Origin of the sequence: Caulobacter segnis, from assembly GCF_019931575.1 — a bacterium.
GTDB classification, from domain to species: Bacteria; Pseudomonadota; Alphaproteobacteria; order Caulobacterales; family Caulobacteraceae; genus Caulobacter; species Caulobacter segnis_C.
This window is the reverse complement of record NZ_CP082923.1, coordinates 2,115,976-2,133,161: the sequence shown is the minus strand read 5'-3', so window position 1 is coordinate 2,133,161 and position 17,186 is coordinate 2,115,976. Positions and strand designations below refer to the sequence as shown.

At 69.6% G+C, this 17,186-nt stretch carries 12 protein-coding genes; 9 read left to right on the top strand and 3 right to left on the bottom strand.

Annotation, left to right across the window (positions count from 1 at the left end):
* Positions 1 to 370 precede the first annotated feature (370 nt).
* The 9 genes from K8940_RS09960 to K8940_RS09920 are packed head-to-tail and all read left to right on the top strand — an operon-like array spanning position 371 to position 13,283.
* Positions 371 to 1,006: a hypothetical protein gene (locus tag K8940_RS09960; protein WP_223395189.1), complete on the top strand. Its 636-nt coding sequence runs from the start codon at positions 371 to 373 to the stop codon at positions 1,004 to 1,006.
* Positions 1,003 to 2,532, top strand: coding sequence for a hypothetical protein (locus tag K8940_RS09955; protein ID WP_223395188.1), 1,530 nt, complete (start codon positions 1,003 to 1,005; stop codon positions 2,530 to 2,532). Before K8940_RS09960 ends, K8940_RS09955 begins: the two co-directional genes overlap by 4 nt.
* Positions 2,529 to 4,097, top strand: a complete 1,569-nt coding sequence (locus tag K8940_RS09950; RefSeq protein ID WP_223395187.1) for a GTPase — start codon at positions 2,529 to 2,531, stop codon at positions 4,095 to 4,097. The genes K8940_RS09955 and K8940_RS09950 overlap by 4 nt, the downstream gene beginning before the upstream one ends.
* Positions 4,094 to 4,648: a hypothetical protein gene (locus K8940_RS09945; protein WP_223395186.1), complete on the top strand. Its 555-nt coding sequence runs from the start codon at positions 4,094 to 4,096 to the stop codon at positions 4,646 to 4,648. The genes K8940_RS09950 and K8940_RS09945 overlap by 4 nt, the downstream gene beginning before the upstream one ends.
* Positions 4,645 to 7,413, top strand: a complete 2,769-nt coding sequence (locus K8940_RS09940) for a hypothetical protein (protein ID WP_223395185.1) — start codon at positions 4,645 to 4,647, stop codon at positions 7,411 to 7,413. Before K8940_RS09945 ends, K8940_RS09940 begins: the two co-directional genes overlap by 4 nt.
* A complete protein-coding gene (locus tag K8940_RS09935) occupies positions 7,410 to 9,998 on the top strand; it encodes a hypothetical protein (RefSeq protein ID WP_223395184.1) in 2,589 nt (862 codons plus the stop codon). Before K8940_RS09940 ends, K8940_RS09935 begins: the two co-directional genes overlap by 4 nt.
* Complete coding sequence (locus K8940_RS09930) at positions 9,995 to 10,390, top strand: hypothetical protein (protein ID WP_223395182.1); 396 nt, start codon at positions 9,995 to 9,997, stop codon at positions 10,388 to 10,390. The genes K8940_RS09935 and K8940_RS09930 overlap by 4 nt, the downstream gene beginning before the upstream one ends.
* Positions 10,387 to 12,555 carry a hypothetical protein gene (locus K8940_RS09925; RefSeq protein WP_223395180.1) on the top strand — a complete coding sequence of 723 codons (2,169 nt, stop codon included), beginning with the start codon at positions 10,387 to 10,389 and terminating at the stop codon, positions 12,553 to 12,555. Before K8940_RS09930 ends, K8940_RS09925 begins: the two co-directional genes overlap by 4 nt.
* A complete protein-coding gene (locus K8940_RS09920; protein ID WP_223395178.1) occupies positions 12,552 to 13,283 on the top strand; it encodes a hypothetical protein in 732 nt (243 codons plus the stop codon). Before K8940_RS09925 ends, K8940_RS09920 begins: the two co-directional genes overlap by 4 nt.
* A gap of 587 nt (positions 13,284 to 13,870) precedes the next feature.
* Here K8940_RS09920 and K8940_RS09915 read toward each other — a convergent pair.
* The 3 genes from K8940_RS09915 to K8940_RS09905 form a co-directional block, all read right to left on the bottom strand.
* Positions 13,871 to 15,469, bottom strand: a complete 1,599-nt coding sequence (locus K8940_RS09915) for a DNA polymerase (RefSeq protein WP_223395176.1) — start codon at positions 15,467 to 15,469, stop codon at positions 13,871 to 13,873.
* Positions 15,462 to 16,070 carry a hypothetical protein gene (locus K8940_RS09910; protein WP_223395174.1) on the bottom strand — a complete coding sequence of 203 codons (609 nt, stop codon included), beginning with the start codon at positions 16,068 to 16,070 and terminating at the stop codon, positions 15,462 to 15,464. Before K8940_RS09910 ends, K8940_RS09915 begins: the two co-directional genes overlap by 8 nt.
* Positions 16,071 to 16,258: 188 nt before the next feature.
* Positions 16,259 to 17,104: an RNA-directed DNA polymerase gene (locus K8940_RS09905; protein WP_223395172.1), complete on the bottom strand. Its 846-nt coding sequence runs from the start codon at positions 17,102 to 17,104 to the stop codon at positions 16,259 to 16,261.
* Between the last annotated feature and the right edge of the window lie 82 nt (positions 17,105 to 17,186).

Here is a 17,186-nt window from a genome sequence, read left to right as displayed (position 1 = left end):
CGGGACGCGACGGGCGTTCCGGGCCGACAGGATAGGATGTCCTCGCTCCAACCGCCATGCTGGGGGGATCGCCGAGCGGCGGAACGAGGACGTCTTCGATCCTGGCTGGACCCCTGGGTCGGCACGCTGACAGCCGGATGACATTTCTGACCCGAACCCGGGCGGTCGCCCGGGGCCCGTCCGAGCAATCCAGAGATGGATGTGAGCTCGACAACCGCACCGACGAACCCGCCGGTTCGCTCGCCCAAGGTCAAGCTCGTTCAGGCGCGCTTCATGTTGGAAAGGAAATGCTTCGGTCCACGCGGACCACGAGCCCCCTGATCGGCTCGGGGACGTCCGCACCTTGCCTGACGGCGATGAGGACCGAGCAATGGCGGACGGCCATTTCCAAGACGTCGAACTTCTGCGGCGCGAACTGGCGATCCTGATCCTGGAATGGGCCGGGAAGGCGGTGAAGGACGACCCGGACGGACCCATGTCGACCGCCCTTACGCGCGCGGTCGGGGACGCCGCCCGCGGCGCCGTCGCCGAACAGCATCAGGTCCTCGCCACAGAGGCCGCGGACCAGATCGCCGAGGCGCTCGAACGTCGTGACCGGGCTGGAGGGCTTGTTGTCTGGCGCATGCGGCCTTGGGGCCTGGGCGTCGTCGGCCTCGTCGCCATGGCGCTGCTTGTCGTGGCCTTCATGCTTGGCCTGCAGACCGGCCGGCGGGAGGATGCCCTGCCCCCCGCGCCCGCCGCCACGGCGGCGACAGCCCCCATCGCGCCCCTCGCCCCGAGCGCCGAGCCGCCGACCCCGACCTCCTCCACGCCGCGCGCACAGGCGTCGACGCCTGTGCCGACCGTCCGCGCCGAGCGGTCCACGCGAAGCGCCGCGCCCCCTTCGCGGCCCAGTCCGCGCGAACTGGGCCGTCCGGCGCCCGCCAACGACAGCGCCGCCCGCTCGACCCAGCCCGTAGGCGCGACCGCGACGCCGCCCGCCGCCACGCCGGGGACGACGCCATGACCGTCCTGGTTCCGACCGCCGTCATCGGCCCGAAGGCCCAGGGCCGCAACTACGGCCTGCGCCGCTACGCCGGTCCACGCCTGACGTCGGAGAGTCAGGCGCGCCTCGCCGACTTCGCCCTTTCGCTGGCCGGATGGGCCATGCTGCGACGTCCCTGCTTCACGGCCATGCTGCCGCTGGCCGCCGATGGCTCGTCCTTCGCCGTGGTGCGAGCCCGCCACATGGGCGAAGGCGAGCTTGGTCCGGTGGCCGTCGCGCACCTGATTGTCGCCGACTCCGCCCTGCTCGAAGCCCTGGACTGGGCGTCGCCTCGCCTGCTGAGCCTGCTGCCCGAGCCGGAGGACGCGACCTTCGGCTCGTCGCTCCTACCGGTGTCGCCGGCCGACCTGGCGAGATCCGCCCCCCCGCCCATGGCCAATCCCCGGGTTGGCTGGAGCGACATCGCCATCGACGTCGGCGACGAGGATCCGGAGGTCGTGCTGCGCGCCCTGGTCGAGGGCGTCGATCCGCCCGCCCAGCGGGCGAGCCTCATGGGCTGGGCCAGCACCAGCCTGATCGCGCCGGCCGGCGCCCTGGACCCAGCCCGGACGTTCAAGCTCGTCACTCACGCCTCGGCCGAAAGCCCGGCCGCCTTTCAAGCGAGCCACGAACTGGCGTCACTGCAGGCCGCCGCCGAAACGCCGCTGGCCTGGAAGGCGTGGCTGAAGCTCGCCGCCATCGCCGAGCGGGAGCCCGCCGCCAACGCCCTGCGCTCGGCCCAATGGTCCCAGGACAAGGCCCGCCTGCCCGCGGGCGACGTGATGTTCGAAGAGATCGCCAGCGCCTGCGCGAGCCTGAAGCCCACGGCGATGGTCGAGCTGCTTCGCGCGGTGATGCGCCACGCCGAGGGCGCCGACCCGGTCAGCCAGGCCTTGCGCGACGGCGTGTCCGAGACCTTCGACGCCCTGGTGGCCGTCGCCGACGCGCAAGGCGCGGCCTTCTACGTGCGCGGGCTCACCGATGGCGTGTCCCCCGTCGCCCTGCGCGGGCTCGACGCCGTGGTGGCCAAGCCCGAGGTCGCCGCTTGGCTGGGCGACATCGTCCATCGCCTCGATCTCGCCAAGGTGGCTCGGGCGTGGGCGGCCAGCCTCGCCATGGACCCGGCCTTCGCCGACACCCTCGCCGCGGCCGGCCCCGCCTTTCTGGACGCAGTGCTCGACGTCGCCCTCGCCGATCTTGGCGATGAAGACGCTCGGCGGCTCGTCGGAACGCTGCTGCGCCTGCAATGCCTGCGTCCCATCCAGGAGGGCGCTCGAATTCGCGTCGTCCTCGCGGCTTTGCTGGCCGCCCCACCAGGCGACGCCGACGCCGCCCTCGCCGACCGCACGGTCCTGGCGGCCGCCAGGACCTTCGCTCCCGAACTGTCCGCCATCCTGACGGTTCGGGCCGTTCCGGCCGGCCTGCGCCACGCCCGTCGCCCGGTCGAGCTCACCCGCGCCGCCTGGGCCCTGGTGGCCGCCGAGAAGGACGGGAGGACGGCGCGATGATCTACTGCGAGATCTGCACCAACACGTTCTCCGGCGAGGATTTCGTCGACTGCCCCCACTGCGCCCTCGCCGAGGGACGAGCGGCGACGTCGGCCGTCAGCGCGCTCGATGCGCCCGCCGCCGGAACGACCATGGGCGAGGTGATCGACAATTTGCGCCGCCTGACGCCGCCCGAGACCCCGGCCGAACCGCCGGCGATCCCGACCACCGCGCCGCAGCCGCCCGAGGGCATGAGCGAGGGCCTTCGCGCACTCGTCGAACAGAAGGTCGATCAGGCGGCGGCCGCCGCCGCTGAACCGACGACCTTCGCGTCGACCGGGACCGAGCCCGCCGCCATCGCGCCCATTATCGGCCAGGGCGGCCGCGAACTTGACGTCGAAACCCTGCGCCGTATCCGGGAATCCGGCGTGTTCACCGTGGTGCTGCTCGGCTTCCCGACCGCAGGCAAGACCTGGTTTCTCAATCGCTTGAAGTACGAACTGCAGGAGGGTGACGCCTACGCCTGCTATCCACGCCGCGCCCCGCCCGGCGACGTGGAGAACACCACGCTCTTCACGGCCCACCGCTTCCGCAAGGGCGAGAACGACTTCTACGTCATCGACATCCCTGGCGAGCGCTTCCTGCGCGCCGTGGAGGGCTCGTTCCTCGGCGAGGCCAACACGCTGATGCGGCACGTGATCCATACCGGCCAGGCCTTCCTCACCCTGCTGCCGGCCGACGAGACCCTGCTTTCGGAACTGGCCCACGACGTCCTATGGAGACGCTCGGCCGCTGGCGAGACGGCGCCTGTCGACTTGGCGAGCCTGCCGCCAGCCCAGGCGCTGATCGACCGCGTCGACCTGCTGAAGCGCCAGATCTCGCAAGCGCGCAAATCGGCGGATGGCGGAGACGGCAAAGCCCAGACCAAGCTCAAGACCCTCGTCCGAGAGCGCAAGCGGCTGTTGGAGGGCGGCGTCGAGCAGGCGCTGCATCGCCTGGCCTCCAAGCACGAGGAGCTGGGCGAATACATCAGCGGCGTGGGCCTGATGGCCCAGCTGATGGTGGTGATGGACGAGCGCGGCGGCCCCGACCTCGACCCGTCGATCGACGCCTACGCGGTTTTCGACCGGAGTCGCGACGCCGAGCGCAAGAAGCCGACCAAGCCGATGTTCATCGTCCTCTCCAAGAGCGACGACCTCACCCACCGTTCGGACGCGGTGCAGCTGCCCATACGCCGTTTGCTGCAGGGTCATCCGCAGGCGGCTCACCTACTGCGCATCCTCCGGCGCGAACCACGCAAGGCCGACGCCTTCGCGATGCTCAACACCCTGCGCCCCGGGGTCGCCCGCCAGATCGACGAATGGTTCGCCCTGGCCAGCTTCCAGTTCGCCACCGCCTTCGAGGGGGTGGCGCGGGGCTCGACGACCATCAACTACCGGCTCAGTCACGTTGGGGTCACCGAACTGATCCGCGCTCTGCTGCGCCTCAAGGAACATACCGAGAAGCGCCGCGCCTGGGACGGCGTGGCGAGCCTGTTCCGGCGCCGGCCGCCGGCCGAGACGCCTGTCGCGGAGTCCGCGCCATGAGTCGGAACGGCGGCGCCGGGGTGTTGATCGCCAGGGGCCTCGCGGCCTCGCTGGGTGTGATCGTGCTCGCCTGGGCTTTCGGCCTGACGCCGGGCCTTGGAACGGCGACGGTCGGCGCGGCGCCGACCCGTGGCGGAGGGGCGTGGATCGAGCGCCTGGGCCTCTCGCAGCTGGAGCCGTGGTCGTCGCCAACCCCCGCCTTCGTCGAGCGCCTCGCGGCCCTGGGCGACACGCCGCAGGGCGCGACGCTGAAGCGCGAGGTCTGCCAGGGGAGCGGCATGGACGCCGACCCGGCCTTTCGCGAGGCGCGGCGGGCGCTCGTGCGCAACGACCCCGCCCTCTGCGGCGCGCCGATCGAGCGCGTGGCCTCGGTGTCACCGGTGATCGTGGTCCTGGGCCCGCGCCTCGGCTGGCCATCCCTGGTCACCCTGTCGATCGCGGCGATCGGCTTGGCGCTGTCGCAGCTCGTGGCCTTGAAGCGCGCGCATGACCGCTGGCGGCTGCTCGGTCGATCCACCTTCGGGGCGGCGCGGAGGGCGGGCACCGGATGAGCAGCGCTTTGCTGGGTTTGGTTTGCCTGGCGCTCGGATTGGCGTTCTGGCGTGTGGCGACGGACAGCGCCGGAGCACGGCGCAAGCCCTCTGCGACGCGGGTCGCGGCCCTGGCCGTCGGCGTCGCGGCCCCAACCGTCCTGGTCGTGGGATGCCTGCTGACGGCCGCCGTCCAGGGCCGCACCGGCGATCTTCGCCTGTCGCTGTCGCGGCTGACGGCCGAGGTTCGCCAGTTCCCCCTCAGCCTGGGGGGCGACGCCGCCCGCGACGACCTCGTCGCGACGCGTTTGCCCGCTGGCTTCGCCACGGTGCAGCCAGACCTTTCGCGCGACGCCGACGCCCCGCCCCTGGCTCTCATCGTCGCGGGCTCCGACGCTGCGCCGCCGCAAGCCGTGGTCGGCCTGCGCCAGGGACGACGGCTCTCCTGGCCCTCCGCCCTCACCTTCGCCGAAGGCGACGCCGTGTGCGTCCAGGCCCCATGCGAGCGCGAGGGCGCCGCCTGGGCGGTGCTACACGGGCGGGCCTTCGCGCCGGCGGACTGGCGTGACGGCGCGGTCGTCGCGAAGTCCGGAGCGATCACCGGTCCGCCCATGCCTGAGCGCAAGACCCTCCTGGCGTTCAGCGGCGTCAACGATTGGACCCCGGCCCAGGCGATCCATCCCCTGCGCGACTTCTTCCCCCGGCCTGGCGCTGGCGGAGCCCGCGGCGTGCTGACCGACTGCGACCGCTGGCTTTGCGTCGGCAAGGGCGCGACCCGCGCGCCCGCTCGCAGTTTCCTGTTCCAGCAAGGGGGTTTTGGCGGCTCGGCCTGGTCGATCATTCTCGCCGACCCCGGCGCGCGCATCGCGCGAAACGGTCGGGTCGTTCCCTACGCTCCGCCGCCCGCCATTCCGCTCGGAACCGGAATCCAGGCGGAGATCTTCGAGCCGCGCTTCGTCGACGGCGTGCTTGATGGGCCGGACGCGCGCCGCGGTCGCCTGCAGCTGAGGCGCAGCCTGACCCTGGCCGAGCGCGACGGCCAGGCCGAGGTCGCCTTCGCCACGCCACCCACCGAGATCGCCGGGCGTTGCGAGCGCTCCGGACCGGCGCGTCGCCTTACGCTCGAGGCCACCGTGGTTGGCGGGCTCACCGCCGACGCCCTGCGCACAGCGCCAGCCTTGCCGCAAGGACCGACCTGCGAGCGCTTCACCCGGGCCAGGCTGGACGCCCCCGCCACCGTCCCCGCCCTGCGGACGGCTCACCTGACGCTGGACCGGCTGACGACGCCCTGGCCGGCGCTCTTGATCGTCCTGGCCTGGACCGCCAGCCTTCTCCTGGCTTGCCAAGGCCTCTTCCACCGTCGCCCGGCCCTCTGGACGATCTTCGGCCTGCTGCAATTGCTGCTGGCCCTGCGCCTGCTCATAGGCCTCGCCGCGGCGGAGGCGGACCCGACGCTCGACTGGCGGGAAATCCTCGGCGACTCCGCGCTCGCCTATGTCACCGTTCCCGCCGCCCTGCTGGCCTGGGCCAGGGCCGACGAGCCCCGCAAGCCGGGTGATCTGGCGCTCGATCTGGCTCCGCCTTTGACCGCCGTCGCCGGGCTGGCCTGGACCCATCATATTAGTGTTCTCGGCCTGCTTCTGATCGCCGCCTGGGGCCTCGCCACGTTCTGGCGGGCCGCCGCCGCGCCTCCGGCCAAGGGCGCGCGCGCCTCGCGCCTTTCAGGTATCGCGGACCGCTGGCGACGCGCCGGCCCGACCTCCCGCTCCGCCTGGTCCTCCGGCGTCGTCCTGCTCGTCATCGTGCTCGCCGTGCGCCTGGCCCTCGGCGCGATCGGCTGGAAGGAACGCGTCGACTTCGGGGTCACCGTGCTGGCGATCAGCGTCGCCTACACGCCCTTGATCCTGCTCGGCTTCGGTCGCCTGCTGGCGGCTCCCGAGGCCTGGTCGGCTGGATGGGGGCGGCCGATCCTGTTCTGGGCGCTGCTCGCCGTGGCGACCTTGGCCGTCCCGTTCACGGTGCGCGACAGCGGCTACGCGCTGATGTTCCTGCCGATCGCCGGGGTCGCCACCGCCCTGGCCTGGCGCGGCTTCGTCGCGCGCCTACCGTGGACGGCGCCGACCGCCGCCGCGATGGCGGTCCTGCTCGTCCTGCCCGCCCTGGGCGCCGTCGGCGCCGCCCAATCCAATCGCCTTGGCCAGACCACGCAGATGCATGGAAGCCTTAGCGACCAGGAAGCCCTGGCGACGCTGGATCGTCAGGCGAAGACGAGCCAGAACCTGCTCCGCCTCTACCTGATCGCCGCCCCCGAAGCCCTCGGAGCCGACGTTTCGACCGAGGCCGAAGCCCTCAAGATCTGGTCGGCCCAGCTTTCGGACTACACCGGCTCCCTGTTCGGACGCGGTTATCTGTCGCCGGCCAACCTGACCGCTCTCAAGCCCGTCCAGGCCACCGACAACCTGACCGCTGTCCACCTGATGTCCCCGTTCGGCCGCCTGGCGACCGGCCTGTTCCTGGCCGTGCTGGCCGGCGCGCCCATCGCCGTCTGGACCGTCACGCGCGCCGCCGCCCTGGACGCGCGGCGCGTCACCGGCCTGCTAGCCCTGTGGTGTCTGTTCGGCGCGGCCGCCTACATGACCCTGGCCAATCTGCAGCTGGTCCCCTTCACCGGCCGCAACGTCTATCTCCTGGCGCCGACCTCCGGCAGCGACCTGCTGGAAGGCGCGATCCTCATCGCCCTTGCCGTCTGGGGACTGGCTGAGCGACCTTCGGAGGCAAGGCGATGACCCGCCGTCCGAAAACCGGGCCGCGCTGGATCCGCGCCCTGGCCGTCGCCGCGCCGCTGACCGCGATCGTCGCCCTCGTCGCGGCGGCGCCCGCCCTGCTGGCCGCCCTCGGCCGGCCGCCGGGGCAAGGTCTCGCCAACGGCTATGACCGCCTGGTCGACGCCATCGCCCAGCGACAATGGCTGTCGGTGCGCTACGACGCCGACGGCGAGCCGCGGATCGCCTTGCGCGACGGTCCCGTTGGCGCCGATCCGCGCCTGCGCGCCTTCGTCAACGCCTCCTATCTGCGCGCCGACCTGCAGGACCCGACGGTCTGGCGTCTCAGTGACGATGGTCAATGGATCGAAGGCATCGATCCCTACGCCCACCACATCGACCGTCCATTCACCGGCGGCGGCGCCTGGGCCGGACCAATTCTGTTTCGAGGCGGCGCTTCGCCGGGTCTGAGGCTGCAGCCGCTGGGCGACCCGCCGCCAGCTCCGATCCGCCTGGAACCCCAGGGCGCGCCCGCCGCCGCGTGCGACATCCTGATGCCGACGCGCCGGGCCGCCGCGCCGGAGCCGCGCCGCGCCCTCTCCATCTGCCTGAAGGACGGCGAAGCCCCACCGCACGCCGTCGGCTCGGTGATCCTGGTCGGCGACCAGGCCATCGTGCGCGTGCAGACCCCGTCCCTCCTGGACATCCGGGTCGGCGGCCAGGACGTGCGCCCGCGCGCCGACGGCGAGGTGACCCTTACCCCCTTGCCGCCCGGCGAGACCCTCACCCTGCGAACCGGCCAATCGGTGCTGCGCCTACGCCTCGACGGCGGCGCCGCCGACATCGCCCACACCCAGCCCACGGGCGCGCGGACCTACTTTCCCGCCCTGCAGCCCCTGGCCCAGCCGATCGAGCGCGCCATGGCCGGCCGGCCGCCGACGCCTCTGCGCCTGTCGCTCGACGCGCGTCTGCAGCAAGTCGCCCAGGACGCCTTGGCGAGCGGCGCCGCGATCGTGCGCGCCAGCGCGGCGCCTGGGACCAAGACCGAAGCCGGCGACGCCTTCAAGGCCGCGGTGACGGTCATGGACACCACCAGCGGCGAGGTTCTGGCCGTCGCGTCCTGGCCACTGGCCGAAGCCGAACTGACCCCCGCCCAGCGCCGCACGCGTCGTGGTCAGAACCTGATCTCGCAGAACCACAACTTCGAGCGCCTGCCTGTCGGCTCCATGGTCAAGGGGCCGTTCTCGCTGGCGATCCTCGACGCGGATCCGGGCCTGGCGACCCTGAAGATCCAGGGCGGCGCCACCGGCCGCATCCGCACCGTGCTCGGCATGGACCTCGGCAAGGGCGGGTTCGACAACCACGGCCTGGGCATGACCGATTTCCCGACCTTCCTGGAGCATTCCAACAACCGCTACGCCCTGGCGCTGATGATGCTGGCCTATCGCGACCCGGCCGCGCCCCTGGGGTCGACACGCGCCCAGCCGCCGCCGGTCGAGGCCTGGTCCCTGGAGGGCCGTGATCGCACCGACACGCCGCCTCTGCCGGTGTTCGGCGAGGCGACCGCGCCAGGGCCGTTCGGTTGGGTTTTGCAGCCGCCGCCCGGACGCGGTCCGGCCTGGGCCGATCGCCTGGCCAGGCTGTTCGAACTCGACGCCGGCCAGGGGGGCGGCTGCCGCTACGACGTCGCCGTCTGGCGCGGCCTGACCGGCGCGACGCCACCCTGCGCCTCGCCCCTGGCGGGGGCGTCGCCCGAGCGCGAGCGGTTGGGTTTCGACGCCATCGCCTCGTTCCGCAATGACTATCTGATGGCCGTTCTTGGCGGCAGCCGCTCGACCTGGAGCGCCATCAAGATGGCCGAGGTCTATTCGCGGATCGTCACCGGCCGCCAGGTGCGCGCCCGCTTCACCCCGAGCTCCGCAGGTCCGCCGCCCCCCATGTTGCGGATGCGCGATCCGCAAGTTCGCGCGACGGTGCTCGACGGCCTCTCCCGCGTCGTCAGGAGCGGCACCGCCGGCTGGCTCGGCCGAGAATTCGCCAGCATGGGCTACGACTCGGACGTCACGCTGCTGGGCAAGACCGGCACCATGAAGGTGGCCGGCGAGATTCCGACCGAGCCGGGCGCGGCCTTGCTGCGGCAACTGGCTCACGGCGATTGCGGACTGCGCTGGGACGCCAAGGCCGGCGTGCTGAAGTTCGGCTTGGCCGCGCCGCGCGACCAGGTCGAAGCGACGCGCCAGATCCTGAGCCTCAAAGAGACCCGTTGCCGGGTTCGTGTCAGTGGCCGGCGCGACCTGGCGCGGCAGGCGGCCGAGGAGATGCAGCGCTTCGCGTGCGGCTATCGCAATTGTCAGCCGACCGATTTCACGCCGCTGCCCGACGGTCGGGTAATCGAGCTGCCGATCCGCGCGGTCGAGCCGCCTCTGCTCGACGGTCACGCCATCGCCGTCGCCGCCGTGCGTCAGGCGGGCGGGCAGCCGGTGCGGGGGCTGACCATCGTGGTCAATCTTCAGGACAAACGCCAAGCCGAGACCCCCGCGCTAGCGGTCGCCGCCGCCATCCTGCGCTCGCCCGCCGCCCATGCCTGGATCGCGGGAGGCCAGCCATGAAGCGTTACGCGCCGTCCTTCGCCATCGCCGCCCCCGCCGTACTCTGGCTCGCCGCGATCGCACTGGGCGCCTGGATGGGCAGGCCCTCGCCCGCGCCCAGCGTCGAGTCCAGGGCTCCCCGCTGGCTCACCGTCGCTGTCGTGGGCGACAGCCCCGCCGCTCGCGACTGGCCGCATTTCTTCGCCTGTTCCGGCCTCGCCGCCGACCCGCCCCTGATGCGCGCCACCCTCGCCCTCAACGGAGGCGGGGCTGAAAGCGTTTGGCGTCGAGATGGTTCGGCCACGCCGATCCGCGTCGCGCTCGTGCCGATCGACACCCCCTCGCCGCCCGAGGCCGATCGGATCATCGAGGCGGCGTCGCGGGCCATGGCCGACTGCGGAGCCGCTCCATGACGTTCCTCCCGGCCGAGTCGCCGCTGCGCCTGAAATTCGACGGCTTTCGCAAGCCCCTGCGGCTGCGGGCGCTGCACTGCCAAGGCGCCCTGGAGACGTTCGCCGTCGAGGGCGAGCCGTTGCACGCGGTGCGTTTCTTCCCGGCCGGCGCGGTGCGCGAAGTCGGCGGACGCCTGACGGCGATCCCCGAGGCGAGCATCGCCTACGCAACGGCGGCGGACGCGTTCGAGGCCCTCGGTCGGCGGCTCCAGGCAGTAGCGCCGAGCGCGGCCCAGGGTGTAGAGGCCGTCGCCCGGACGCCGAGCGGGATCTTCTGGCTGCAAGCGCCGGCGGGCCTCACGCTCGAGGCGTGGCTGGCCGATCATCCCGCCGCCGTCGCCGAGCCCGTTGTCGCCGCCTTCGCTCGTCGCCTAGCCGGGGCGCTGGGCGAACTACACGCGGCCGGCATCGTTCACGGGGACCTGTCGCCACGCGCCGTGCTGATCGATGGCGGTGAGGTGCGGCTGACGGGGTTCATGGTCGATCGCCGTCCCTTCTTCCGGGCGCTGCGCAGCCAGGAAGGCCTGGTCGAGCCTGGCTACGCGCCGCCGGAAGCCCATGACGGCGCCCTGCGTCACGCCATCGGCCCAAGCGCCGACCTCTACGCCGCCAGCGCCCTGCTCCAGCGCCTGCTGACCGGCCGCGCGCCGCCGGCCGCCAATCTCGCCGCCCGTGTCGCCGGCGACAATGTCTGGCCGAACGACATTCCCGTGTCCGCCGCCCTGCGCGCCGGGATCGACGCCGGCCTCGCGCCGGCCGTGGAGGCGCGACCGGCAAGCGCCGCGGCTTGGCTGGCCGGGTTGAATCTTCGAGCCGAGCCCGGAACGACCGTCTGGTTCGATGAACCCACGCCAGCGCCGGAAGCCGAACCGCTCGACGTGCCGCCCATGCCGGCTGTCGCCCCGCCGCCTCCGGCGATCGCGGCGGACGCCGAGGCGCCGTTGACGCTGGGCCGCGCGGCGCCATCCCCAAGGAAGCTCGGCTGGTGGGCGGCCGCCGGCGGCCTCGCGGCCCTGGCCGCCGTCGCCCTGGTCACGCCCAAGCTCCTCTCGCGACCGCCGGCGCCGCCTCGCACCAATGCGCCCGAGACCCCGGCAGCGCCGGCCGGCTGCCGATGGCTCGCGGCCGCCGACGGCTGGCGACTACGTTGCGCGGACGCGCCGGCCCAGGGCCTGCGACTGCCGGAAAGGTTCAACGCCCAGACCACGGCCCGCGCAGCGGCCGGCGAGCCGGCCGCGATGGAACGACTGGGCGCCTTCTATCGCCTGCGAGCTGGCGAGACGGCCAACCCGGATCGTGGCGCCTATGCCTACCAAGCCCTGGACTGGCTGCAGCGCGCCGCCGAAGCCGACGACGACGGTCGCCCCGACACGGCCCGGGCTCGGGACGACGCGGCGCTCGCCCTCGGCCAGATGCTGGCCCATGGCGAGGGGGGACGCGCGCCGAACCCCGCCGCCGCCGAGCCGCGCCTGCGCCAGGCCGCCGCGGGCAGCCGCGCCGACGCTGTACTAGCCCTCGGCCAGCTTCTGGAAGCGCAGGCCGGCGACGACGCCGATCGGCTGGCCGAGGCGCGCGGTCTCTACGCCCGCGTGGCCCAGCTCGGGGATGGCTCGGCCCTGCAGCGTGAAGCCGAACGCGGCCTCGCCCGCGTCGACGCGGCCGCCAAGCCGCCCCCCGTCGAACCCGAGATCCCGCAGAAACCCCAGATCGAAAAGCCCGCCCCAAAGCCGGTGGAAACGAGGCCGGCGGAGAAGCCCCCGCTCAAGAAGAAACCCGCTTCCAAGGCGAAGGCGCCGCCCGCCAAGACGCCACCGCCCAAGCCCTCGCCGCCCATTGGCCGCGCGCCCCTAAAGCCCGCGCCCGCTCCAGCGCCCCGTCCCGCCGCGACCACGCCCACGCGGCCCCCGGCGCCGCGCCCGGCCCTGCGCACCTGGACGGCCTCGACCTTCATCAAGGTCGATCCGGCGACGGACTTCTCTTCGGCCGTGGAACTGGCCGGCCGGGCCGCCTGCGACAGCGAAGGCGGCCAGGTCCTGTCGGTCCGTCCCGGCGACACCCTTTGCCCCAATGGCGTCAACTACTGCCAGGTGCGCGCCGTCGCCACCTGCCAAGGAACCAGACCATGACCCACACGACGCGATCCTTCGTGGCGGCGGCGGCCGCCGTGCTCCTGGCGGGGACGACCCAGGCTCATGCCCAAAGCGCGTTCCGGGGCGACTGCGACCAGGCGCAGAAGTTCGCCGACTCCATCGCCTTCAAGGCCTCGTATCGCGGGGTGCAGCGGATGACGCCCCAGGCCGCCGATCCTTGCGGGCGAGACGTGGTCGCGGTCTATGACCTGAAGCGGCGCAACGAATCCAACGCCAACTACGACCTGATCGGACGCTACTACTACCTGTGGCCCAACAACGCGGCGTGCCGCGAAGAGGTGCATGACCGCCTCGCCGGCGTCGCCCGGATCACCCAGGAGGTCCGGCGCAATGGCCTCCTTTGCGAGGTGCTGCTGCACTTGGACTTCGACGTGGCGGACGACGAGAAGTATGGCCCTAACCGGTTCGCCAAGCTGATCACCCTGGTCGGCGCGGACACCTCTCGTTTCGCCGCCACCGTGCAAGGCGAAGCCGGCGGCACGGTCTTCTACGAAGCGCCCGCCCGCACCGTCGATCGCGCCGCCGGCCCCGCCGACGCGAACGGCGACATCGTCACCGATCGCAGCGAAGCGCCGCCGCCGGTCACGGCAAGACCCTATGAGCTCAACCGCCGCCAGTTCTTCGACCGGCGCATCGGGCGCTTCTACTTCTACGATCCGGTGCGCGACGCCTATTTCTGGGAGGACGGCGAGCCTCGCAGCTAGACCTCGGCGCCACGACGATGGTCGCTAGAGGCTTAGGGCGCAGCGCCCTCAGCGACAGCTCCGCCAGGCGCCGCGTCCTGAGCCGCCTGCATGCGGTCACCTTCGCGAACGCTCCACGCCACAGCCGTTCAGACGGCTTTTGGGCGAGATATATCCTTACAGTTCAAAATCTTAACGCAAAAATCACGGAAGACCGTTGGCGCACCATGTTGCACCCGAGTGGAAATTACAGGGAGGTCGTCGCCATCCCAAGGTCAAGGCGCGGTCCAAATGGGTGTCGAGGTTAGCTTGCCAGAAGCCGCACCGTCCGGTCGCTCTTCGGGAACAAGCTCGGCCCAGCTCCGAGCAGGTATGCTCGCTATAAATGCCGGCGGAGATCGCAATGGCGTCGAACCTCTGGCGACGACCAAAGTGTGAAATTGCACATCGAACGCCCGACGTCGGAGTCTGAAAAGCGCCATGAACGGACGTTGGGCCAGTTCCAGGAACCGGACGTTCAGCATCAAGCCGCGCGAGGGGTAACGACCCGTTGCTGACTTTGGAGACACAGGAAGCTGAGGTCGCGCCCGCAACAGCACCGGAATGCTTCAGAAGTGATCGGCAACGACCACTCGACCACTGACTCCCGGACAACGGTTGTGGAGCGCCGAAAGCATCGCGTGTTCTGCGACCTCAACGTCGGCATCATAGGTCTCTTCGGGAAGCTCCAGCAGGAGCGCATCATGCATGGGCAGCATCACAACCTGCGCTCCGAGTTGCTCAGTCAATCGAAGGACCGCCTCCTTGAAAATCAGCGAGGCTGTTCCTTGCACTGCTTGGCTGACGGCCCAGCGCCGCTCGTCGTGCCGCAGTTCACCGTTGCTCGTGCGGTATCGGCGATTTCCCAGCGCCGTCTCCACGTGGCCTGATTGCTGAAGTGCGTCTTCCATCGCCTTGCGGAAGCGCATCAAGCCTGGGAACTCCGAAACGAACGCCTGAAAGGCGGCTAGAGTCTCCGCCCGCGCCCCACCGCCGAGGATGTCTACAATCCTGTCAGGCGACATCCCATAGCTGAACGACAGGAACATTCGCTTGGCGACATCTCTCCGATCAGCAGTGTTGAATAGAGCGATGGCGAGTTCGCGGTAAATGTCGCCGGCGTTGTATCTCTCCAGAAACTGCCGATCCGCTGCGAGGGATCCAAGGATACCAGGCTCAAACTGCGCGAAATCGAGATAGGCCAAGCGTTTCCCAGGCCCGGCGGTGAGAACGTCCCGATAACTGCGGCGCATCTGCTGAAGGGCGGGGTTTGAGACGAGGATCCGTCCTGTCACCGTTCCCATGATCTGGAACTCTGGCCGAACTACACCTGCAGCGTCTCCTCGCAATCTAGCCAAGGCACGGAGATCGCGGGTCGCCCGTACCAAGGTGACAAGCTGGGCTGCGAAAGTGGAATATGTCGCCGCCAAGCGAACGTATTCTTCGAAGTTTGCCGCAGAGACGTGCGGAGTAAGATGGGCTGCATCGGTCCGCTCCAGCCAAGGCCCCACGTTGCGGAAGGTCAGTCCAGACGGGCTGACGCCCAAAGTCTCGGCGATGCGATTGTAGGCGGTGTATTTTTCGCGGTCAGCGACCGAGATCAGGGTATCGATTTTCGCTAGGTCCACGCTGATCCCGGCGCTCTGGCGACCGTAAAAAACCTGCGCTACCGGACGTTCAACGCCATCAAAGCGCTGCAGCTCTCCGCAATCGTCCAGCTCGTCGAGAGCCGCGTGCCATGCTGCTCTAAGCACGGCGAGCACCTGTTCAGCGACTGCGAAACGCTCTGCTTCGCCGGGCCATTCCGTCTCAGAAACAAACATCTTTTGAAACGACGCGGTGGCTGCCTCGGACGGCTCCCCTGAGGCAGTCTGCTTCAACATGCGCCATGGATCAGCAGCTTTGGCTCCCCCGTCGTTCTTGGCCTTACCGCGCAGAAGGCGGAGCGCTTCGCCGAGATCGATGAGGTCCGGAGGTGGAGCGACCCCCAGCGAACGGAGTTCAGTAATCAAGCGGGCAGCTTCTACAGTCACTATCGGGACTGCAGTTTCAGCTACCTCAGCCGCTGCGACCCGGCGGGACTGGCCCGCCGCCTCGGACAGGAAGAATTCGGCCCGCTCCAAGCCGAACGGGTCAGGGAGGTATGCGAGAACAGCGGCATCACGCATAATCCCGCTCCGCATCGATTATCTGACTGATGGAGGTAGACTCCAACGGCGAGAAATAAATTCGCTCACGCCGGTTGAGTGCCCGGTAGACACCATGCAGGTCGGCGCGAACATGCGGTGCGACATGGTCCCGAATAGCCGGAGCGAATGGCACTCCCTGCAAAGCGACTAGAGCCGCTCGCTGCCCAAGGAAAGATCGGAGGCTTCCGAACCTCGCCGCCACGTGTTCACGGTCTTCATCGGCACCAAGGCAGCCGAGGTAGAGGGTTGCTCCTGCTCGGCTCGCGCCATCGTCCTTCTCTGCGATAACTGTCCTTGCCCTCGCGATCAGATCCGGTCTGGCGAAGCCGCGCTGTCCCATCAGCTTCCAAAGGCGATAGTTCTGCCAGCCGTATAGTGAGCGATGGTCATCCAAGAGGTAGTGCGCGACCCCATCCTGCTCAGCCTGGCCCAACGGAACCGCGCGCAGATAGCGCACAAACTGATCGGTTGCAGCCGGATGGTCCGCCAGTCTCTCGATCACCAGCCGGGTCACTGGCTCGAAGTAGGCTGAGGGAACCGCAAACTCCGAACAGGTCGCAAGCATGACCATTCGATTCATGCAGTATCGAAACTCCCGAGTATCGATCCGCTCCCCATCGCCCTCCCGGAGAGCTCGTTCAGTGAGTTGCCTGAGGAGCGGAAACGACCTTGCGACCACCTGTCTCGAGCGAGTCGCCCACAGGGCGTCCAAATGCGAGATGTCGGGACTCCCGGCATCAAGACAATCGTTCACCGCTTCAACGTTTTCTACAGCGCAGATCGTTGTCTTTTGGAGTTCACGGCAAGGCCGCGGTCTCTCAACTCGACGATCAGGTCCTTCAGGGCGCGTCGGGCTGCGTAGACATCCGGGCAAATGATCTTGATGTCGTCCATGTATCGGAAATACCGATACCCTTTTCCCCGCATCGCAAGGTCGATGGGCAGCATGTAGACATTCGCCAAGAATGAAGAGGCGTCACGGTTTTGAGGCAACCCTCTTCCGATCTCGAACGTCCAGTCTTGCAGGAGCTGAAACAACAACGTCACTTCGCTTCGAAGTTGCGCCTTTTCCGCAGGACTGCAGTTCGCCTGTGTAATGAGATCTGAAAGCAGGTCGCGGAGCTTCACCAAATCGATGTTATCGAAATAGTTGGTCAGGTCTGTCGATAGGAGCTGCTCCCCGGGCTGCAAGTCTGCGCGGACCGAGCCGACAAAGTCCTGCCAAGCCGCGATGCTTCTCCGGAAGAAGTAACGCTCATCTCGTCGATGAGGGTCGCGTCGGTGGCTATAAATGACTGGCGGGATCAGTGGGTCGATATGGACCGAAATCGACGACGCCAACGCATGATAGACAACCCGGTCGCAGATGCTCGTTTCTAGGCCGTAGCGAACCGTGAAGTTTGGTTTGGGGATGTTGAACACGTCGCGTGACGTGGGGACGTAGCGGCCATGATTGGCGGTGAAGTTCTGCTCTATGCGACTGCGCGGATCGCCAGATCGCATCAGGTCTTCATAGCCCAAGGCGTCCGGGAACCAGTCGTCGCGCATGTCCTGCCGGAGTTGCCGCAGCAGGATCGCCTCGTCGAACGAAATGGTTCCTAAGCTGATCGTCAAAGCGCCTCCCCCTACACCACAGATACCAGCGGGAACGCGTGACGTTCAAGCGCGACCGGTCTCCTCAACGAGGGCGGGGGTG

Bases quoted from the DNA above. Each gene is read 5' to 3' on its own strand.
- K8940_RS09920 (WP_223395178.1), top strand. From the start codon at position 12,552: ATGACCCACACGACGCGATCCTTCGTGGCGGCGGCGGCCGCCGTGCTC.
- K8940_RS09950 (WP_223395187.1), top strand. From the start codon at position 2,529: ATGATCTACTGCGAGATCTGCACCAACACGTTCTCCGGCGAGGATTTC.
- K8940_RS09910 (WP_223395174.1), bottom strand. From the start codon at position 16,070: ATGAATCGAATGGTCATGCTTGCGACCTGTTCGGAGTTTGCGGTTCCC.
- K8940_RS09955 (WP_223395188.1), top strand. From the start codon at position 1,003: ATGACCGTCCTGGTTCCGACCGCCGTCATCGGCCCGAAGGCCCAGGGC.
- K8940_RS09935 (WP_223395184.1), top strand. From the start codon at position 7,410: ATGACCCGCCGTCCGAAAACCGGGCCGCGCTGGATCCGCGCCCTGGCC.
- K8940_RS09945 (WP_223395186.1), top strand. From the start codon at position 4,094: ATGAGTCGGAACGGCGGCGCCGGGGTGTTGATCGCCAGGGGCCTCGCG.
- K8940_RS09940 (WP_223395185.1), top strand. From the start codon at position 4,645: ATGAGCAGCGCTTTGCTGGGTTTGGTTTGCCTGGCGCTCGGATTGGCG.
- K8940_RS09925 (WP_223395180.1), top strand. From the start codon at position 10,387: ATGACGTTCCTCCCGGCCGAGTCGCCGCTGCGCCTGAAATTCGACGGC.
- K8940_RS09960 (WP_223395189.1), top strand. From the start codon at position 371: ATGGCGGACGGCCATTTCCAAGACGTCGAACTTCTGCGGCGCGAACTG.
- K8940_RS09930 (WP_223395182.1), top strand. From the start codon at position 9,995: ATGAAGCGTTACGCGCCGTCCTTCGCCATCGCCGCCCCCGCCGTACTC.
- K8940_RS09915 (WP_223395176.1), bottom strand. From the start codon at position 15,469: ATGCGTGATGCCGCTGTTCTCGCATACCTCCCTGACCCGTTCGGCTTG.